The sequence below is a fragment of the Caballeronia telluris genome (assembly GCF_001544495.1).
GTDB lineage: Bacteria > Pseudomonadota > Gammaproteobacteria > Burkholderiales > Burkholderiaceae > Caballeronia > Caballeronia telluris.
Map to the genome: position 1 here is coordinate 326636 of NZ_FCNZ02000004.1, position 17555 is coordinate 344190.

The 17555-nt window shown below is 63.5% G+C and carries 16 protein-coding genes; 4 read left to right on the plus strand and 12 right to left on the minus strand.

The window, feature by feature from the left end; all coding sequences use genetic code 11:
- Positions 1-8 precede the first annotated feature (8 nt).
- Positions 9-302, minus strand: a complete 294-nt coding sequence (locus AWB66_RS07925; RefSeq protein WP_087629718.1) for a hypothetical protein — start codon at positions 300-302, stop codon at positions 9-11.
- A gap of 452 nt (positions 303-754) precedes the next feature.
- On the opposite strand from AWB66_RS07925, the gene AWB66_RS07930 reads away from it, so the two are divergent.
- From AWB66_RS07930 to AWB66_RS07940, 3 genes are all read left to right on the plus strand, one after another.
- Entirely contained in the window at positions 755-1264 is a 510-nt protein-coding gene (locus AWB66_RS07930) for a lecithin retinol acyltransferase family protein (protein ID WP_087629719.1), read from the plus strand.
- A 32-nt stretch (positions 1265-1296) separates the two neighbouring features.
- Positions 1297-1539 carry a hypothetical protein gene (locus AWB66_RS07935; RefSeq protein ID WP_087629720.1) on the plus strand — a complete coding sequence of 81 codons (243 nt, stop codon included), beginning with the start codon at positions 1297-1299 and terminating at the stop codon, positions 1537-1539.
- 200 nt (positions 1540-1739) lie between these two features.
- Entirely contained in the window at positions 1740-2858 is a 1119-nt protein-coding gene (locus tag AWB66_RS07940) for a 4-hydroxyphenylpyruvate dioxygenase family protein (protein WP_087629721.1), read from the plus strand.
- A gap of 12 nt (positions 2859-2870) precedes the next feature.
- On the opposite strand, the gene AWB66_RS07945 is transcribed toward AWB66_RS07940, so the two are convergent.
- The 11 genes from AWB66_RS07945 to AWB66_RS07995 all read right to left on the minus strand — a co-directional run bounded on the left by AWB66_RS07945 (position 2871) and on the right by AWB66_RS07995 (position 16075).
- Positions 2871-4166: a sigma-54 interaction domain-containing protein gene (locus AWB66_RS07945; protein WP_087629722.1), complete on the minus strand. Its 1296-nt coding sequence runs from the start codon at positions 4164-4166 to the stop codon at positions 2871-2873.
- Positions 4163-7234: a peptidase domain-containing ABC transporter gene (locus AWB66_RS07950; RefSeq protein ID WP_087629723.1), complete on the minus strand. Its 3072-nt coding sequence runs from the start codon at positions 7232-7234 to the stop codon at positions 4163-4165. The genes AWB66_RS07945 and AWB66_RS07950 overlap by 4 nt, the downstream gene beginning before the upstream one ends.
- A gap of 18 nt (positions 7235-7252) precedes the next feature.
- Entirely contained in the window at positions 7253-8005 is a 753-nt protein-coding gene (locus tag AWB66_RS07955; RefSeq protein ID WP_087629724.1) for a peptidylprolyl isomerase, read from the minus strand.
- A gap of 58 nt (positions 8006-8063) precedes the next feature.
- Entirely contained in the window at positions 8064-9437 is a 1374-nt protein-coding gene (locus AWB66_RS07960; RefSeq protein WP_087629725.1) for a beta-barrel domain-containing protein, read from the minus strand.
- On the minus strand, positions 9415-11907 hold the full coding sequence (locus AWB66_RS07965; protein WP_087629726.1) for an FHA domain-containing protein: 2493 nt from the start codon (positions 11905-11907) through the stop codon (positions 9415-9417). Before AWB66_RS07965 ends, AWB66_RS07960 begins: the two co-directional genes overlap by 23 nt.
- 221 nt (positions 11908-12128) lie before the next feature.
- The gene (locus AWB66_RS07970; RefSeq protein WP_087629727.1) at positions 12129-13565 is read right to left on the minus strand and encodes an efflux transporter outer membrane subunit; all 1437 of its coding nucleotides are present in this window, start codon (positions 13563-13565) and stop codon (positions 12129-12131) included.
- A gap of 265 nt (positions 13566-13830) precedes the next feature.
- Positions 13831-14103: a hypothetical protein gene (locus AWB66_RS07975; protein WP_087629728.1), complete on the minus strand. Its 273-nt coding sequence runs from the start codon at positions 14101-14103 to the stop codon at positions 13831-13833.
- A 66-nt stretch (positions 14104-14169) separates the two neighbouring features.
- A complete protein-coding gene (locus AWB66_RS07980; protein ID WP_087629729.1) occupies positions 14170-14454 on the minus strand; it encodes a hypothetical protein in 285 nt (94 codons plus the stop codon).
- A gap of 58 nt (positions 14455-14512) precedes the next feature.
- Positions 14513-14797 (minus strand): hypothetical protein, encoded by a 285-nt coding sequence (locus tag AWB66_RS07985; RefSeq protein WP_087629730.1) that lies wholly within the window; start codon positions 14795-14797, stop codon positions 14513-14515.
- A gap of 332 nt (positions 14798-15129) precedes the next feature.
- Positions 15130-15555, minus strand: coding sequence for a DUF4399 domain-containing protein (locus AWB66_RS07990; RefSeq protein ID WP_087629731.1), 426 nt, complete (start codon positions 15553-15555; stop codon positions 15130-15132).
- A gap of 82 nt (positions 15556-15637) precedes the next feature.
- On the minus strand, positions 15638-16075 hold the full coding sequence (locus tag AWB66_RS07995; protein ID WP_087629732.1) for a DUF4399 domain-containing protein: 438 nt from the start codon (positions 16073-16075) through the stop codon (positions 15638-15640).
- A gap of 357 nt (positions 16076-16432) precedes the next feature.
- On the opposite strand from AWB66_RS07995, the gene AWB66_RS08000 reads away from it, so the two are divergent.
- Positions 16433-17555, plus strand: a 1123-nt coding sequence (locus AWB66_RS08000; RefSeq protein WP_200818945.1) for a caspase family protein, incomplete at its 3' end; no start/stop codon positions are given.

The following is a 17555-nucleotide window of genomic DNA, read 5'->3' on the forward strand; positions in this document are numbered from 1 at the left end:
CCTCGTCGCTAGACCGTCTTGGCGTTGCCGGCGATCGCGTTCGGGCTCACGGTGATGTTGGAGTTGTCGCCGCTGTTGCGGACATCGACCGACTGGAACTGATTGATCATCTGGTCCGCGGTGAAGTTGTTGGTGATGTCGTAGATGTTCACGACACCGCCGAAGCCTTGCTGCCGCTGCGGCGAATAAGGCGTGATCCATCCATAGACCCAGGGCGCGCCGCCACCGCCGCCGATGGAGGCCATCGCCTGGTGGTCGAGGTCGCGGTCGTATTGCAGGTCGGTAACGGTGATGGCGCTCATGTCGGGTCTCCAGGCGTGTGCGTCGAAGATGGAACGCCCGGTATCTTGCAAGCCCCATGCCGGTTTTCACTTCGACGCCTGCATTCGCGCCAGCGCCTGACGCGGCGGGCTCGCCCGCGTTTTCGCGTTGCCGGCGCAGCGCCCGGCCGCTCCGCTTTCGTTGGCGCGACGCCAACACCCGGCGTTGCATGCCCCGCGCGCCGCCAACACTCCCTCATCCCTTCCCCGGCTTAAATGCGCGCTGAAGGCAGTGATGCAGGGCACCCAACCAACCTCCTTCGAAAGTGTTGGTCACGTCGCGACAGGCGACGGCTCAAGTTCGCCCACCAAAACGATATTTTCCATTTAAATCAATAACTTGAAAGAACTGGCCCGATTGATGCAATGACCTTCGCAACGAGACGCAAAACAGACACTCAGCGGCTCAGACGAAAAAACAATCGGAGCGAGCCATGTACGTCAACCAACCTTCCGCGATATTCGAACACCAGGGCGCCGTCTCCGCGACCGCCTTCTCGTTCGACACGGAACCGGCGCTCGGCACCCAACTCGTCACCCTCCGCTCCGGCTACGAACACCACGGCATCTACATCGGCAACGGCCGCGTCATTCATTACGCGGGCTTCGCCAAGTCGCTGCATCGCGGTCCGGTCGAAGAAATCTCGCTCGACCAGTTCGCCGCCGGCCATCAGGTTTCGATTCGCCTCAACCCGACCGCCGCATTCGTCGGGCTGGAGGCCGTTCGCCGCGCGCAAAGCCGCCTCGGCGAAGACGACTATCGGCTGCTGACGAACAACTGCGAGCACTTCTGCGCGTGGTGCCTGTTCGGCGTGAACCGCAGCCAGCAAGTGGAAGCCTGCTTCGCCAGCCCGCGCGTCGCGATTCATGCGGTCGCGGTACTTTTCCGGGCGTTGATCGTTGCAAAGCGCAGCCGGTTCTTCGCCGGCGCTCACGCTGCCTGAAGCGCAGCTCGCCTGGACCCAAGGGGAAGATCATGCACACGGACACGAAATCGCTGCACTGGGCCGTCGACAAATGGCTCGCGCCCACGCCAGCCATGCCGGCCCGCGTCGTACGCTTTTGCCGCACGGCGCTCGGACGCCATGTCTGCGTCGAGGCGCTGCGGCCGACCGGCATGCTCGCGATCATCTTCTTCCGTCACGACGACGGCTCGTGGAACGTGTTTCCGCCGCAGGCCAAGCGGCCGTCGATGGGCGTGGGGCGGCTGGCTGCGTGAGGCTTTATCCGGGGCTGCCGGTACGGTCTTTGCGTGAGCCGGTGCACCGCGCGGCAAGCCCGACGTCGCCGGCTTTGACATCCCGATCGCGCAACCGCTACTCTACGGGCAACTTTTCCCCCTTTGCGTGACGTGGCCGCTGCGGCCCGCCTGTACCGCGCATCGCCTGGATGCTTGCCGACCCATTAGAGATAAAGCCGATGACTCACTTCGACTCCGATTCTTCCGCCCGCCCGACGCCCGACGAAGGCGCCGGCGACAATCCGCTTGGCATCGCGGGACTGGAATTCGTCGAGTTTTCGAGCCCGGACCCGGAGGGACTCGCGGCGCTGTTCGGGCGCATCGGCTTCGTGCCGGTCGCGCAGCACGTCAGCAAGGCGGTGACGCTGTACCGGCAGGGCAGCATGAATTTCCTCATCAACGCCGAGCCCGACTCGTTCGCGTCGCGCTTTGCAGAGACGCATGGCGTGGGTATCTGCGCGATCGGCATCCGCGTGCTCGACGCGCAGACGGCGCACGAGCGCGCCGTCGACTTCGGCGCCTGGGATTTCGAGGGCGAGAAGATCGGCCCGAACGAACTGGCGATTCCGGCCATCCAGGGCATCGGCGACTCGCACATCTATTTCGTCGATCACTGGCCGGGCAAGCATCCGTCGGGCGACAGCGAGGCCTCGATCTACGACATCGACTTCCGTCCGGTCCAAGGCGCCGATGCCGAAAGCGAGCCGGACGCGGGCACGGGGCTTTTCGAAGTGGATCACCTGACGCAGACGGTCGGCGCGGGACGCATTCGGGAATGGCTCGATTTCTACCGCGAAGTGCTGCACTTCGAGGAGATTCATCAGGTGCATCCGGACTGGCACGTTTCGCAGGATTCGGCGGTGACGGTGTCGCCGTGCGGTTCGATCCGGATTCCGGTGTACGAGGAAGGCACGTACCGCACGGATCTGATGCAGCAGTATCTGCCCGATCACGAAGGCGAAGGCGTGCAGCATATCGCGCTGGCATCGACGGATATTTTTGCTTCCGTCGATGCGTTGATTGCGCGCGGCGTGCGCTTCGTCGAGCCGCCGGCGCGCTATTACGATCAGCTCGATGCGAGGCTGCCGGGGCACGGGCTCGACGTCGCGCAATTGCGTTCGCGCGGCATTCTCGTCGATGGCGAGATCGGCGAGGACGGCACGCCGGAGTTGTTCCTGCAGACGTTTCTCGAACGCGCGCCGGGCGACATGTTCTTCGAGATCGTGGAGCGGCGCGGGCACCACGGCTTCGGTGAAGGCAACCTGGGCGCGCTCGCGCTGGCTCGCTCGATGGGTTGACCGGCTAGCGGTTCAGCCCTCCTTGTCTCGCTGGCGAAAGTCCTTTGAATGAAGTCCGTGCTTCTTCAAGAGCATCTGCACGTGCGAGCGATTCATCTCGAAGCGCCGCGCCAACTCCGCGACCGTTCCGCCGACTTCTATCAACCCGCGCTCAAGGAACGCGCGCTCCGCTTCATCGCTCGCGGTGCGCTTCGCTTCGCTGAGCGACGTCGCCCCGCCGATACCGACGCTCACCTGCGCATCGTTCATCGCGACCATGCCCGCCGACTTCGGCCGGATATCGAGCGGCAAATGCTCGATGTCCGCCATATCCGCCGCGAGACAAGCAATGCGGTAAACCACATTGCGCAGCTCGCGGATATTGCCCGGGTAATCGTAGTTCTTCAGGAAGTCGCGTAATCTCGGCGACATCCGCACGGGCCGGCGCTTGAGCGTTGCCGCGGCCTCGTCGCCGAAATAGGCGAGCAGGAGCGCAATCTCGTCGCGGCGCTCGCGCAGCGGCGGCAAGGTCAGATGGATCACGCTCAGCCGATAGAACAGGTCCTCGCGAAAGCGCCCTTCCTCGCAAGACTTGCGCAGGTTGCGATTCGTCGCCGCGACGATGCGCGTGTCCACGCCGATCGGCTCGTCCGACCCCACGCGCTGGATCTCGTGCGCCTCCAGCACGCGCAGGAGCTTGACTTGCCCCGACAGCGGCAACTCGCCGATCTCGTCGAGAAAGATCGTGCCCGTATGCGCGCTCTCGAACTTGCCTTTACGATCGTTCGACGCGCCCGTGAACGCGCCCTTCTTGTGCCCGAACAACTCCGACTCCAGCAGGTTGTCCGGAATCGCGCCACAGTTCACGGAGATATACGGCTTGTCCGCGCGCAACCCGTTCGCGTGGATCACCTTCGCCATCAGTTCCTTGCCCGTGCCGCTCTCGCCGTCGATCAGAACCGGCAGGTCGGTGGGCGCCGCCTTCTCCGCGATCTCCAGCGCTTCGAGCAGTTTCGGGTTGTCGCCGAACGTGCCTTCGAAGATGAAGCTGCGTTCGAGCAGCCCCTGGCGCCGCGCGCCGGGCGTCTGATCGACGCGCTTTGGCTCGGCGGTCGCCGCCTGCACGAAGCGCTCCTTGTGCGACAGTTGCATGACCTCGTCGCGCAGGGAACTCGCCTGCTTCAGCAGCTTCTCGATCTCGGGCCGTTCGAGCTTCGACGACCATCGCAATGTCGAGCGAAGAATCTCGATCTTCTCGATGAGCCCCGCATACGAGATGGCCGAGCCGGGCTGAGGCGTGATGTCTTCCGGTTGATCGAGTATTTTCATGCTGCGCTCAGTTGCTTCTGCACCAGTTGATAGTACATGCCCTTGCGCGCGACGAGTTCGTCGTGCCTGCCTTGCTCGACGATGCCGCCCTCGTATAGCACGAGAATCTTGTCGGCGCGCATGATCGTCGAAAGCCGGTGCGCGATGATCACCGCCGTGCGGCCCTTGAGGATCTCCTGCATGTTGCCGAGGATGTTGCTCTCCGATTGCGTATCGAGCGCGGACGTCGCTTCATCGAATACGAGTAGCCGTGGGTCGTGATAGAGCGCACGCGCGATGCAAAGCCGCTGAATCTGTCCGCCCGACAAGCCCACGCCCCGCTCGCCGACGATCTGCTCATACCCGAGCGGCATCTTCGCGATGAACGCGTGCGCATCGGCCATCTTCGCGACTTCCTCGATGCGCCGCCGGTCGGGCGCTTCGTCGCCGCTCGCGATGTTCTCCGCGATCGTCCCCGAGAACAGCAGGTTGCTCTGCATCACGTAGCCGATCTGCGCGCGGTAGTAGCCCTTGTCGATCACGTTGATGTCGTAGCCGTCGACCATCATCTTGCCCTCGGTCGCGGTATAGAAGCCGACCAGCAGTTTCGCGAGCGTCGTCTTGCCCGAACCGCTGCGCCCGACGATCGCAACCAGTTCGCCCGGCTTGATGTCGAAGCTGATGTTCTCCAGCACGTAGTCCGCATCGGACTCACCGTATTTGAAGTACACGCCGTTCAGGCTAATGTCGCCTTGCAGGTCGGGCAGCATCACGCGCGATGCCAGATCGCCGGGCTTCTCTTCGGGCTCCATGTCGAGAACGTCGCCGAGACGTTCCATCGCGACGCCCGCATCGTTGAGCAGGCTCCATAGTCCGATCAGCCCCATCAGCGGCGAGAGCACGCTACCCATGAACGCATTGAATGCGATCAACTGGCCGATCGTCATCTCGTGCGCGAGCACCATGTTCGCGCCGACCCAGAGTATCGCGATCGTCGTCGCCGTGTTGAGCAACTGGCTGCCGAGGCCCACGGCAATATTGAAGCGCTGCGCCTTGTACTGCACTTCCAGCGACTTCGCGTACTTCTTCTCCCACTTCAGGCGCACGGGCCGCTCGATGCCCATGCCCTTTACCGTTTCCACACCGCCGAGCGCTTCCATCAGGAACGACTTCGCATCGGTGGCGGCGGAGAAGACTTCGCGGGCGTAGTGCTTGATCCTCGGCGTGGCAACCGCGGTCAGCACCATGATCGGAATCACGAACACGATGAGGATCAGCGTCATCTTCACGTTGTAGAGGAACATGATCGTGAAGTAGATGAAGATCATCAACAGGTTCAGCACGGTCGTAACCGTCGATTCGGTCAGGAACGCGCGGATCGTGTGATTCTCCTGGAAGCGCGCGAAGATGTCGCCGGTCTTGCGCTTCGCGAAGAAGCCGAAGGGCAGCGAGAGCGTGTGCTTGAAGAACTGCGACATCATCGCGAAGTCCATGTTGCGCACCATGAAGTTCGCGAGATAGGCGCGTATCGTCGACATCAGTTGAGAGAACAGGTTCGAGATGATGAGCCCGACGATCAGCACATGCAGCAGCCCGACGTTCTGATGCACGATCACGCCATCGAGGATGTTCTGGATGATGAGCGGCGGGATCACGCCGAGCACCTGGATCACGAATGTCGCGAGGAAAAGATGCAGCAGGATCTTGTGATACGGCTTGAGGTAGCCGACGAAGCGAATCCACGGGGAGCGCGACACCGAGATCTGCGCCATGTCCTGCCCGGGAGTGAAGAGCAGGCACGTGCCGCTCCAGCCGCGTTCGAATTCGTCGATCGTCATTTTCTTGAAGCCGATCGCCGGGTCCGCCACCCACACGCATTCCTTCGACACACCATACACGATGATGTAGTGGTAGCCCTCCCAGTGCACGATGAACGGCAAGTCGAAGCCGCGCAGCGATTCGAACGTGCATTGCACGCCGCGCGTCGTGAAGCCGAGCGATTCGCCCGCACGGGCGAGGCTGTCGAGCGTTGCGCCCTGCGTCGTGACGTTCGCGAGTTCGCGCAGCTTGCCGAGCGTCATCGAGATGCCGTAGTGCTTGCAGATCATCGCGAGGCAGGCGGCGCCGCAGTCCATTTCCTCGGCTTGTTCGACCCACGCGAACCGCTTGATGATGCGCTCGCCGAATTCGGGCTTCGTGTGCAGGTCGAGCATCGAAGGCAGCTTGCGGCGCTCCGCGAGCTTCTTCTGCCGCTGCAATTCCCGTTCGGTAAAACGAATGCGCTCTTCCAGCACTTCGCGCAACTTCGTGTTGCGCTCCAGAATGAAGTGCACCGTCTTTTCGGGAATCACGAGCAGGCGTGTGTCCGCGCTCGCGACAACTGAAGCCATCTGCTCCTGGCGCATCACGCACGCTTTCTCGCCGAAGATTTCGCCGGGGCCGAGCGTCGCGATGAGATGCTCCGTGCCGCCCTCGTTGCGCACGATGCGCACTTCGCCCTGCCGCACGACATAGAGGCGCCGGTCGTCGCGCGAATCCTGCTTCAGGATTTCCTTGCCCGCGCCGACACGCTTCACGCCCACGCTGCGCACGCATTCCTCGAGTTCCGGCTTGTTCAGCTTGCCGCGCAGATCGAAAAGACGCGCGACGAAACCACCCGCCGAATTGATCGCGACATAGCTCGTCACGAACGCGAGCGCGGCCGGATTCATCGAAATGACCGGTTCGATGATGCTGCGGGGAATGAAGAGCAGTTCGGTCTTGCCCGAAGACCGCACCGAAGACTCATGGCGGTATTCGCGCAGCATCGCGATGTCGGCGAAGACTTCGCGCTCCTTCTTCACCCCCATGCTGATTTCCTTGCCGTGCTCCTCGGTGAAGATGCGCACGGACCCGGCCTTGATCACGAAGAGTCCCTCGGCGACGTCTCCCGCGTTGCACACGGTCTCGCCGAATGCGAAGAAGCGCGACTGCGCATGCTCCGCGAGTCGTTCGATCTCCTCGCGCGTGAACGGCGACAGCAACTCGACGGTCGCCAGGAAATCGGCGGTGGAGTCGACGGGCGAATCGGATTTGGGTGGCGCTTCCATGAGCTATCGATCCTTCGTTCAGCGCGCTTCGATCACGTGTTCCTGCGCCCGCGCGGCGAGCCATTCTTCGCGCAGCAGCCGGCGGATTTCGGCCGTCGCGTCTTCGTCGAGTTTGGCCGGGTGCTTCGCCGTGACCGAGAAGATTTCGAACGACGATCCGTCGGCGGCAGGGAACGGTCCCAGCAGTTCGTCCACGCTTGCGTTGAACACCTTCGCTTCGATGTCGGTGCGCAACTGCCCGCGCAGCACGCGGCCGATCTTGCCGCCTTCCTCGCGCGTATCCGCGACCGAATGCTCGCGCGCCATCTCCGCGAAGCTCTCGGGGTCGTCGTGGAGATAGGAGATCATCTCCTTCGCCTTGCCCTCGGTATCGAGCACGATATGGCTCACCTCGATGCTGTCGAACTTCGGCGAATTCAACTGGAAGTATTCTTCGATGCCCGCTTCCGTGCCGACCTGCTCCAGCATCTTTTCCTGATACAGCGTCTCGGTGATGAACACTTCGAATTCGTCGAGGCTCACGCCGAGCGCATCGAGGTAGTTGTTCATGTCCGACGCTCGATGCAGGCCGCGAATGCGCCGGAACTGGTCGGCCCGCGTCTGGATCTCGTCCGCGCTGACCGTTACGCCGTGCTGCTTCGCGGCCCGCACCGTCAGCTTGTCCCGCACGAGCTGTTCGATGAGGCTGTCGAACTGGCCGTTCAGCTTCAGCAGCCTAACGAACTCGCTGACGTCGACCACCTCTTCATCGATTCGCACAATCGCCGTCATCTCATTCGCTCCTTGAAGGTTGGGAACGCGCTCGCAAGCGCGGTCGATACAGTCATGCCTAGCCGGCCACGTTCCTGAACGGATCGAGCCCGAGGTCGATCAGCCGCCGCTCGCGCACGACGATCTCGGCCGTCGCCGTCATCCCGTAGCGCAGCGGGTACTTCGTCTCCGACACCTGGAAATAATCGCGGTCGAGCGTCACGCGCCCTTCGTACACCGGCTGCTTGCTTTGCGGGCTCGGCTTGGTCGCAGGCGAGATGAACGCGAGCGTGCCGTCGATCAGGCCATAGCGCTGGTACGGGAACGCATTGAACTTGAGCTTGACGGGTTGCCCTTCGCGCAAGAACGCGCGGTCGTGCTCGGCTATCTCGATCTTGATCACCGGCTTCGCATTCTTCGGCGCGATGCCGCCGAGCGGTGTGTTCGCCTGGATCTTGTCTCCGGGCTGCGTCGATGTGACATCGGTGATCACGCCCGAGGTCGGCGCCAGGATCAGCAGGAAATTGTCCTTGTCGATGTTTTCGAAGCGGATGCGCGCGGCGGCATCGGCGACCAGTCGTGCGGTTTGTAGTTGCAGACGCAACTTGTCCTGCGTGCTGGCGATCTCGCGCATCGCGGATTCATATTGCAGGCGCAGATTGACCGCTTCCTGACCGCTGGTTTCGAGTTGCGCCTTCGCTTGCGAATATTCGTGGCTCAAGCGGAAGTCGAGTTCAGAAAGCTTCGACTGCGCGACGCGAAACGCGCTGTCCGCTTCCAGATACGCGTTGCGTTTCTGCTCGACCTGCGCCTCGGCGATGCCACCCCCGCCCGGCAATGCGAAGAGACGCGCGAAGCGGTCCAGATCGAGCTTGGCGTTGTCGCGTGCGCGCCGCGCGCTTTCGAGCGCACTGCGCGCTTCCTGAAGCTGCGCCTTTTGGCCTTCGGCGAGCTTGGTCGTGCCTTCCGACACGCGGTTCTGATGCAGCCGCTCCTCGACTTCCATCTGATCCTTTAGCGCCGCCGCCTTTCTCTCCATCAAGAGCTTCTTCTCGGGAAACTGGCTCCATTCGCGCTCGGCGTCGTCGAGCTTGAGGCGCGCTTCGAGCGCGTTGCTCGCGGCTTCAATGGCACCGCGCGCGTTGATCCGCGCGAGCACGTCGTCCTTCTGCACCGGCTGCCCTTCCGCGATATAGAGATCGGCGAGTTCACCGTCGATCGGCGCATAGATGCGCCGCACCTCCGATTCGGGCGAGAGCGTGCCTTGCGCGGTCACGATCACGTCGGCGCGTCCGACGAACGACCAGACGACCGCCGCGATGACGAGCGCCACCATCGCGATGACGAGCGCCTGCGTGAGCCGCCACGGCTCGGCGGTCAGGATCGCGACGCCTTCCGCGCCGTGATCCTCCAGCGCTTCGGCGAAGGGCTTAAGGTGTGCGTCGTTCTTCACTGCCCGCCCCTCCGATCAGTGCCAGCTTGTCCTTGAGCAGCCCGGGTTCGAGCACCATGCGCAGTTCCTGCAGCGAACGCCGCTGAAGTAGCGCTTCCGCATCGATCTCGTCGGCCATCTTTTGCCACTTCGCTGCGCCGTCCGCCTTCACCTGCCTGAAGATGCGCATGCCGCCCTGCGCATCGGTTTGCGCGCCCGCAAGCAATCGCGCCTGCGTGCGGAAGGTGTCGGAGATGCCCGCTTCCAGCCGCTGCGTGCCGCCGATCGCACCGTTCGCCCGATACTGCGTCCACTGCGTCTGCGCGCGATTGAGCAGATCCTGCGCGCGCGCGATGGCCTTGTCCCTGAACGCGGCGACATCTGGATCGACGGACTTCACGTAGAACGCGTCCTGCTGGGGATCGAGCGTGCCGTAGAAGGTCAGCAGCGCGTCTTCATAGGCCTTCGTGCCGCGCGCCTTCTGCACATCGGCGAACTGCGCGGCGACGGCCTTCTTGTGCGCAAGCTCCGTGGCGATCACGTCCGACCATGGGCCGGCAGGCATCCTCTGCAAGCCGTCGATGGCCTGCGCGCTCTGGCCGCTTCGCCAAGCCTCGCGCACGCCTTCATAGCGGCTCACGACATCTTGCGAAGGCAGCCGGTTCGCGCTCAATTGCGCATAGCGCTCCTGAAACAGCGGCGTTTCGAACTTGACCTTGCCCATCATCGCAACGAGCGGAGCGAGGCTCGGACCGCGCATCTGCGTCTGCAAATCGAGGTAATTGCGCAGGTCCGCGCGCACCCGGTCGAGTCCGCCCAAGCGCGGGTACTTGTCCGCGTATTCGCTCAGCATGCCTTGCAGCGCTTCCGCGCGATCCTGACCCAACTCCTTCGCGATGCTCGCCTTCAGACGGTCGATGGCCGCGAGATACACTGAGTCGTCGCTTTGCAGCCTGCGCAGATGGCTAAGCGCTTCGGCATACGGCGTCGCGAACGCCGGCACATACGAAGCGATGCGGTCGAGCGAACGCTGATGGCCGGACGCATCGTCATCCCAGTGCCTGAGGATTTCGCCGATGCGGTCTTCGTCGGCGTACATGCGAATCGGTGCGTCGGGACCGCCGCGTCCTACGACGAAACTCTCCAGCTTGCCGATCCATTCCAGTTCCTTCACAAGCGGCCGCACGTCGGCGTTGTTCGCGCCAAGGCGGTTCATCTCCGCGATGATCGCGTTCGCGCCGTCGTACTGATTGCCCTTGAGCGCGGCGAGCCACTCGGGCACTTTCGCCTTCAGGACCGCTTCGGTATCGAGCGCGGCGAAGCGCGTGTCGTCCGGATGACGCTGAAGGTAGTCGTTCGCCACGTTCGCCGCTGCTTCGTACTGTCCGCTCGCCATCAGCGCCTTCAACCGGCGTTCCGACGAACCGTTGAAATACAGCGTCAGCGCGATCGCCGCCAGCACCGCGATCAGCGCCGCGCCGATCGCAAGGCCGCGCCGGCTCGTCAACCGTTCGTTGCCCGTGAACGCGATGCGCAGTGCGGAGAACAGCATCGCGAACCGGCTGCGCTCGCGGCGGCGCTCGCCGTCCTTCTTTGCATCGGCGGCTTGCGCAAGCGCTTCTTCGTTGACTTCGTCCTCGGCGGCGACCGGCTGATCAATGCAGAAGATATCGAGGAACGAGTGCGCCGAGCCGACGAAGGTCGTCTTGTCGTTGTCGGCCTCTTCCGGAGCGGCGGCGGGCTCCTTCACCTGCGTGAGCGTCGAGTCGCCTTCGGGCTCGCGGCGCACGCTCACGCGATAGACGAAATGCGTGCCGCCGAACGCGACCACGTCGCCCTTCTCGATTGGGACCGCGGCCGCTTCGAGCCGCTTGCCATTGACGAACGTGCCGTTGGTGCTGCCGAGGTCTTCCACGAACGGCGTGTCGTTCTTCAGGAACACATGCGCGTGGCGCCGCGAAATGTAATTGACCTGATGCGGATACTGCGCGCGATGGCGCGCGAACAGGTCGTCGGCCTTGCTGAACAGAAACGGATACTGGTTGATGTCGATCGGTTGAAGGCCGAGGTCGTCGCGTTCGGGCGCGAGCGTGACCGTCACCGTGCGCGCGACGCTCGCGCGTTTGTTCGCGCGCGGCACGAACTGCACCCGATACGACAGCCTGCTGCCGAAGCTGATCGTGTCGCCGTTATGCAGCAGCGCCGGCTTTTGACGAATCTCGGCGCCGTTCACCGATGTGCCGTTCTTGCTGTCGAGATCGGCGATATACACCGCGCCGTGCTCGATGAAGATGCGCGCGTGACGCCGCGAAAGTTGCGCGACGGCCTCGGGCGCACACGCATCGAACGGCGCTTCCGCGCGGCCGATCGCGAACAGGTTTTCGTCGATGCGGATTTCCGCCAGCTCCGGATGCGATACCGGCTTGAGCACGACATCGAATGCCTCGCCCACGCTCGCGTGCACCTCTGCTATCGAATCGCCAGGAGCCATGTCCACGTCACAGGGAACGTCTAGCCGCTGCCGCGTGCGCGTCAGAGGAAAGCCCGCCGACACGCGGGCGAATAGACTTTGTTGGACTGAGCCGCCCGCCGGGCGGCGACTGTAGAAAGTGTAAGTCACGCATTGCCGTAGTCAATCGCCGGGCACTGGCTGCCGACGCCATATCACAGCCGCTTCGTTCAACTTCGGAAAATCGAACCGAGCGCGCGGGTTTATTTCAACGCTTCCTTACTTTCCTTCTGCACGTCGACGCCCGGCCAGCCGCCGCCCAGCGCCTTGTAGAGCGTGACGGTATCCGAGAGCATCTGCTGATGATTCGCGAGCAGCGCGAGTTGCGCCGCGAGCAGCGTGCGTTCGGTTTCGAATACCTGAAGCTGCGAGATCACGCCCTCTTTCAGTTGCGCGTCGATCTGCGCGGCGACGATCGTCAGATGATCGACCTCCTGCTGCAACTCGACGCGCTGCTTCTGATGCGAATCCAGATTGACGAGCGCATTCTCGACTTCCTCGAACGCGCTCATCACCGTTGCTCGGTATTGCTGCTCGACGACCGTCGTCTGCGCTTCCGTCGTCTTGACGTGAGCGCGCACGCTCGGATCGAGGATCGGGATGTTGATGCTCGGCAGGAAGCTGAATGTAAAGGTCTTGAGCAAATCGGTGAGCTGGAAGCTGGCGCTGCCGCCGCGTCCCGTCAGGCTGATCGTCGGCAACTGCGCGAGCTTCGCCTGGCCGACGAGGTCATAGGCTTCGAGCACGCGATACTCCGCCGCGATCAGATCGGGCCGCCGTGCAAGCAGTTGCGACGGCAGGCCCTGCGGCACCACGGGAATCTGCACGCGCTTTTGCAAGTGGCCGTCGGGCACCTTGAAGTCGCCGGCCGGCACGCCGGTCAGCGTGGCAAGCGCGTTGTCCGCGAGATCGCGCGAGCGGCGCAATTCGAGCATCTCGCGCGTCAGCCGGTTGAGTTCGGCGCGCTGCGTGAGCACCTGCGTATTCGGCACGAGGCCGTTCTTCTGCATGCCCTCGAAGATCGTGAGGATCTGCTGGTTCGTCTTGATGGTTGCGTTCTGCTGCTCGATCTGGTCGTCGAACTGAAGGATCTGGAAGTAGGTCGTCGAGACGTCGGCGACGAGTTTCAGGTAAGCCGCGCGCCAGTCCCATTCGGTCGCGCGAAATTCGGCTTTCTGCGCCTGCACGCCCTTCTCGACCGCTCCCCAGATGTCGATGTCCCAGTTCACCTGCGTCGCGAGGTTGTACTGCTTGCTGAAGGTCTGGCCGGTGGTCTTTTCGAAGCTCGCGCCCGCGCCTAGGTCCATCGTCGGCAGCGCGCCCGCGCGCGCCTCGCCGATCTGCGCGCCCGCCACCTGGATGCGCGCGGCGAGCACCTTGATATCGAAGTTGCTGTTGATCGCCCGGGCGACGAGCGAGTCGAGGTACGGATCGTGGAACTGCGTCCACCAGTCGGGCTGGATCGTTTCGCTCGCCGCGACGGGCTTCGAATACGCGGTCTTGTCGGGCGTGTCGGGCCGCTGGTAGGTCGGAACCTTCACATCGATGCACGCGGTAAGAAGCGTCGCGCAACACGCGCTAACAAGCGCGAATCGCGACAGCGACGCGAGCCGTCTTCCAATGACATGCCCGGCTTTCATGCACCGCGAAGGCAACAGGGCTTGCACGATCTCACTCCCGGTGAACGCACTGACTTCTGTGGGAACAGAGTAACGAACAGGACGTGGCTAACGACGACATTCCAGTAGAGCACAGCGCGCCGCGCGACTCCATACAGGTTCGTCACTAGCCGCGATTCAAATTTCTCTGCGAACCGCGCGCGATGAGCGGCCCGACGCGATGAATCTGGCCGGGCCGCGGGACTGCGTCGCGAGGGTCCCCGAACCCTCGCGCTTGCTGCACTGCTTACAGCGAGCCGAACACGTTGACGGTGTTCGTGTTGTCGGCTTTTTGAACCGGCTTGACCTTCGAGTCGATGTCGGTGGCGAACGCGACGTTGTTGCCGTTCGCGTTGAACACATTCTGCGTCTGGCCGATTCCTTGTTGCGTGTTGACGGTGAAGCTCGAATCCGAGTAGTAGCTCGGCAGGTAGAAGGCGGTGCCGCCGCGGACGGCGGACATCGTCTGGCTGTCGAGGTCGGTGCTGTGCGAGAGATCGCGGATCATGAGGTCGGACATGGTGGTGCTCCTTGCGCTATGTGTCTTACGTTTGAGAGAGTGTCTTGCGGGTGTTGCAATCGCCGCTTACAGCAGCGCCCGGCCGCCGCCATACACGTTGACGGTGTTCGTGTTGTCGGCCTTCTGGATCGGCTTGACCTTCGAATCGATGTCCGTGGCGAACGCGACGTTGTTGCCGTTCGCGTTGTAGACGTTCTGCGTCTGGCCGATGAGCTGCTGCGTGCTGACGTTGAAGCTGGCGCCCGAGTAGTAGCTCGGCAGGTAGAAGGCGTTGCCGCCGCGGACGGCGGACATTTCGGTGCGGTCGAGTTCGGCGCTGTGCGAGAGATCGCGGATCGAGAGAGTGGACATGGCGGTGCTCCTTGCGTTTTCGTGTCGAGAGAGTGTGGTGTTCGTCTGCGGGCCGGGGTCAGGCTACGAGGCCGCCGCCGTAGATGTTGACGGTGTTCGTGTTGTCGGCTTTCTGGATCGGCTTGACCTTCGAATCGATATCGGTGGCGAACGCGACGTTGTTGCCGTTCTGGTTGAACACGTTCTGCGTCTGGCCGATGCCTTGCTGCGTGTTCACCGACACGTCGAGCTTCGAGAAGTCGTAGCCGGGCAGGTAGAAGGCGTTGCCGCCGCGCACGGCGGACATCGCGCGGCTGTCGAGTTCTTCGGTCACGGCGAGGTCTTTGATCATCAGCGATTTCATTTCGGTGCTCCTTGGGAGGGATGGGGCTTTTCCGGGTTGGTCGAGCAATCTGTCTGCTCGGATGGACTTAATGCATGGCCTGTGCCAGTCGCGATGCCAGCACGCGAAATACTTCGCCGAGGCTTATCGACAAAGGCGTTCGCGGAACGTGCGATGCGTTGGTTCGCGGCGCGTCGGCCGTGCGGATGACGTCGGTGATCCAACACACGGATTGTCGGGTGTTGGACATCGGGCAACAGAGGGTTCAAGACGATTCGTGCGGGCGCCGCACGCAAAGGCGCGCGATCGGAGGAGCGCCTCCGATCGCGCGTTCGGGAAAAAGCAAAGGGGTCCTACTTCACGATGATCGTGATCTTCTTCGAGTACACCGGCGGGTCATGCGGAATGTGCTTGTCGTCGCCCATCAGCAACTGGAGCGTGTGTTTTCCCGGCGGCAGTTCGAGCAGCGTCTCGGTTTCGCCCGCACCGTAGTGCAGATGGTTGCGGTCCGACGGAATCTCCTGATCCATCGGCGGCAGATCGGTGTCGATCAGCAGGTGATGATGCCCCGTGTTCGGATACTTCACGCCGCGCGGCGCGACGCCCATGTAGCGCAGCCCGAACCACACCTTGAAGGGCTTGCCGGCCGGGACCACTTGCCCGTCGTTCGGATAGCCGATGTACGCATAGGCATTGGGCGGAGCCGGCGTCGGGCCCGCCGCCGCGGCGCCCGCGAAGACGCTGGCCGCAAGCGCGGCCGCGGCGAATAGCTTGTTCATGGCTCGTGCCCTCCGCTGGCTCCAGTCGATAGTGCTCAGGGTTCTGCCCGCATGCATCCTGCTGGTTTCATCGACGCCGCTTTCATCGCACGGTGATGGTGATCTTCTTCGAATACACCGGCGGATCGTGCGGCATGTGGTTCATGTCGCCCATCAAGAGCTGAAGCGTGTGCTTGCCGGGCGGCAGTTCGATCCGCGCGTCGGTTTCGCCCGCGCCGTAGTGGAGATGGTTGCGGTCCGACGGAATTTCCTGATCCATCGGCGGCAGGTCGGTGTCGATCAGGAGGTGATGATGCCCGACGTTCGGCAGGTCGATGCCCTTCGGACACACGCCCATGTTGCGCAAACCCATGCGCACCCAGAGCTTGCCGCCCGTTATGACCGCGCCGTCCGGCGGCCAGATGATGTACGCCTCCGCGTTCTGCGGCGACGGCGTGCGCGGCCGCGGTGCAGGAAACGATTTGTCCGCGGCCAGCGCCGCGAGCGAAGCCAGCGCGCCAAGCATGGTTCTTCTCAGCATGTTTACGCAGCCTCCCGCCATGGACCGGACATCGACCCGCTGCCGGCATGGCGCTCTCGCGTCCATGTCGTCCATTCGGCGACGTCCCTGGTTTCTTCCTCTTTTCGTCTTTTAGCTTAGAACGGAAGTCCTCAAAAAGATACGTACAACCGCGCTTGCGCGTGTGCAGGAAGAATGCGAGTTTCCCCAAACGAATCCCTGCTTAATGGGATTAGGCATCGCCTGATGCCGTGCTATCGTTGTCGCTGCTGGGTTGCGGGTTTCGCACCGGCAACTCGCCGATCCAGCCAGGCAACGCGAAGTCGCAACACGCAACGTCGGCCAGCCGTCTTCAATGCCGGACAGACAGGTGTGAATATGTGGCGAAAACTCTTGATCGTATGCATATTCGGAACGATCGGCGTCCCGTGCGCGCAGTCGGCGCCGGCCACTTCAGCCAGTGTTGAGGATCGGCCCGCCATCGAGCGCATCGCCGATACACCGCCCGCACATTCCCCCCGACTCGCGCTCGTGATCGGCAACGCCGGTTACGCCGTAGAGCCGCTCGCCAGCCCGCTCAACGACGCGCGCCGCATGAGCGATGCGCTCGCCGCGCTCGGCTTCGACGTCGTGAGCCGCGCGAACCTCACCGAAGCGCAGATGAAAGAGGCCTTCGCGGACTTCGACCGGCGGCTCGGCGCGGATGGCACGGGCGTCGTCTATTTCGCCGGCCACGGGTTGCGGACTTCGCGCGACACGCTGCTGATCCCGGTCGATGCCGACGGCGCATCGCCCGCGCGGCTCGTCACGAAGGGCATCGCGCTCGCGAGTGTGCTCGACGGCATGACGAACGGCGGCCACAGCGCGCGGCGCACGAATATCGTCATCCTCGACACCTGCCTCAACGATCCGTTCGAACCCGCAGCGCAGCATGCGCTCGCGCTGCCCGCGAACACGCTCGTCGCGTATGCGACAGCGCCCGGTTCGCTCGCCGCCGAAGGCGCCGCGCACGGCGTCTATACGGCCGCACTGCTGCGCGCCCTGGCGACGGGCCCGCGCGATGCCCACGCGCTGCTTCGCTTCGCGGCGGATTCGGTGGCGAACGCGACGCACGGCCGGCAAGTGCCGTGGGTGGCATCGACGCTCACGCACGACTTCAGTTTCGGCGACGCCCGTCCGGGCTTTGCCGTCGCATCGGTGGAGGCGGACGAGGCGGCGCCGACGCGCATGCGCGGCATCCTGCCGAAGGACAGCAGCGAGCAGTACGAGCTGACCTTCTGGGATTCGATCAAGGACAGCACCTATCCGAGCGACTACGAGGCGTATCTGAAAGCGTATCCGAACGGCCGGTTCGCGGCGCTCGCGAAGGCGCGTATCGAGCGGCTGCGCGCCGCCGGTGCGAAGAGCGAAGCGCCCGCTTCGCGTGCGGCGCCTTCGGTCCCGACGCCCGCTCCCGCTCCCGCTCCCGCTCCCGCTCCCGCTCCCGCTCCCGCTCCCGCTC

Bases quoted from the DNA above. Each gene is read 5' to 3' on its own strand.
- AWB66_RS07955 (WP_087629724.1), bottom strand. From the start codon at position 8,005: ATGACGGCGATTGTGCGAATCGATGAAGAGGTGGTCGACGTCAGCGAG.
- AWB66_RS07930 (WP_087629719.1), top strand. From the start codon at position 755: ATGTACGTCAACCAACCTTCCGCGATATTCGAACACCAGGGCGCCGTC.
- AWB66_RS07925 (WP_087629718.1), bottom strand. From the start codon at position 302: ATGAGCGCCATCACCGTTACCGACCTGCAATACGACCGCGACCTCGAC.
- AWB66_RS07990 (WP_087629731.1), bottom strand. From the start codon at position 15,555: ATGAACAAGCTATTCGCCGCGGCCGCGCTTGCGGCCAGCGTCTTCGCG.
- AWB66_RS07995 (WP_087629732.1), bottom strand. From the start codon at position 16,075: ATGCTGAGAAGAACCATGCTTGGCGCGCTGGCTTCGCTCGCGGCGCTG.
- AWB66_RS07940 (WP_087629721.1), top strand. From the start codon at position 1,740: ATGACTCACTTCGACTCCGATTCTTCCGCCCGCCCGACGCCCGACGAA.
- AWB66_RS07945 (WP_087629722.1), bottom strand. From the start codon at position 4,166: ATGAAAATACTCGATCAACCGGAAGACATCACGCCTCAGCCCGGCTCG.
- AWB66_RS07975 (WP_087629728.1), bottom strand. From the start codon at position 14,103: ATGTCCGACCTCATGATCCGCGATCTCTCGCACAGCACCGACCTCGAC.
- AWB66_RS07935 (WP_087629720.1), top strand. From the start codon at position 1,297: ATGCACACGGACACGAAATCGCTGCACTGGGCCGTCGACAAATGGCTC.
- AWB66_RS07965 (WP_087629726.1), bottom strand. From the start codon at position 11,907: ATGGCTCCTGGCGATTCGATAGCAGAGGTGCACGCGAGCGTGGGCGAG.
- AWB66_RS07980 (WP_087629729.1), bottom strand. From the start codon at position 14,454: ATGTCCACTCTCTCGATCCGCGATCTCTCGCACAGCGCCGAACTCGAC.
- AWB66_RS07950 (WP_087629723.1), bottom strand. From the start codon at position 7,234: ATGGAAGCGCCACCCAAATCCGATTCGCCCGTCGACTCCACCGCCGAT.
- AWB66_RS07970 (WP_087629727.1), bottom strand. From the start codon at position 13,565: ATGAAAGCCGGGCATGTCATTGGAAGACGGCTCGCGTCGCTGTCGCGA.
- AWB66_RS07985 (WP_087629730.1), bottom strand. From the start codon at position 14,797: ATGAAATCGCTGATGATCAAAGACCTCGCCGTGACCGAAGAACTCGAC.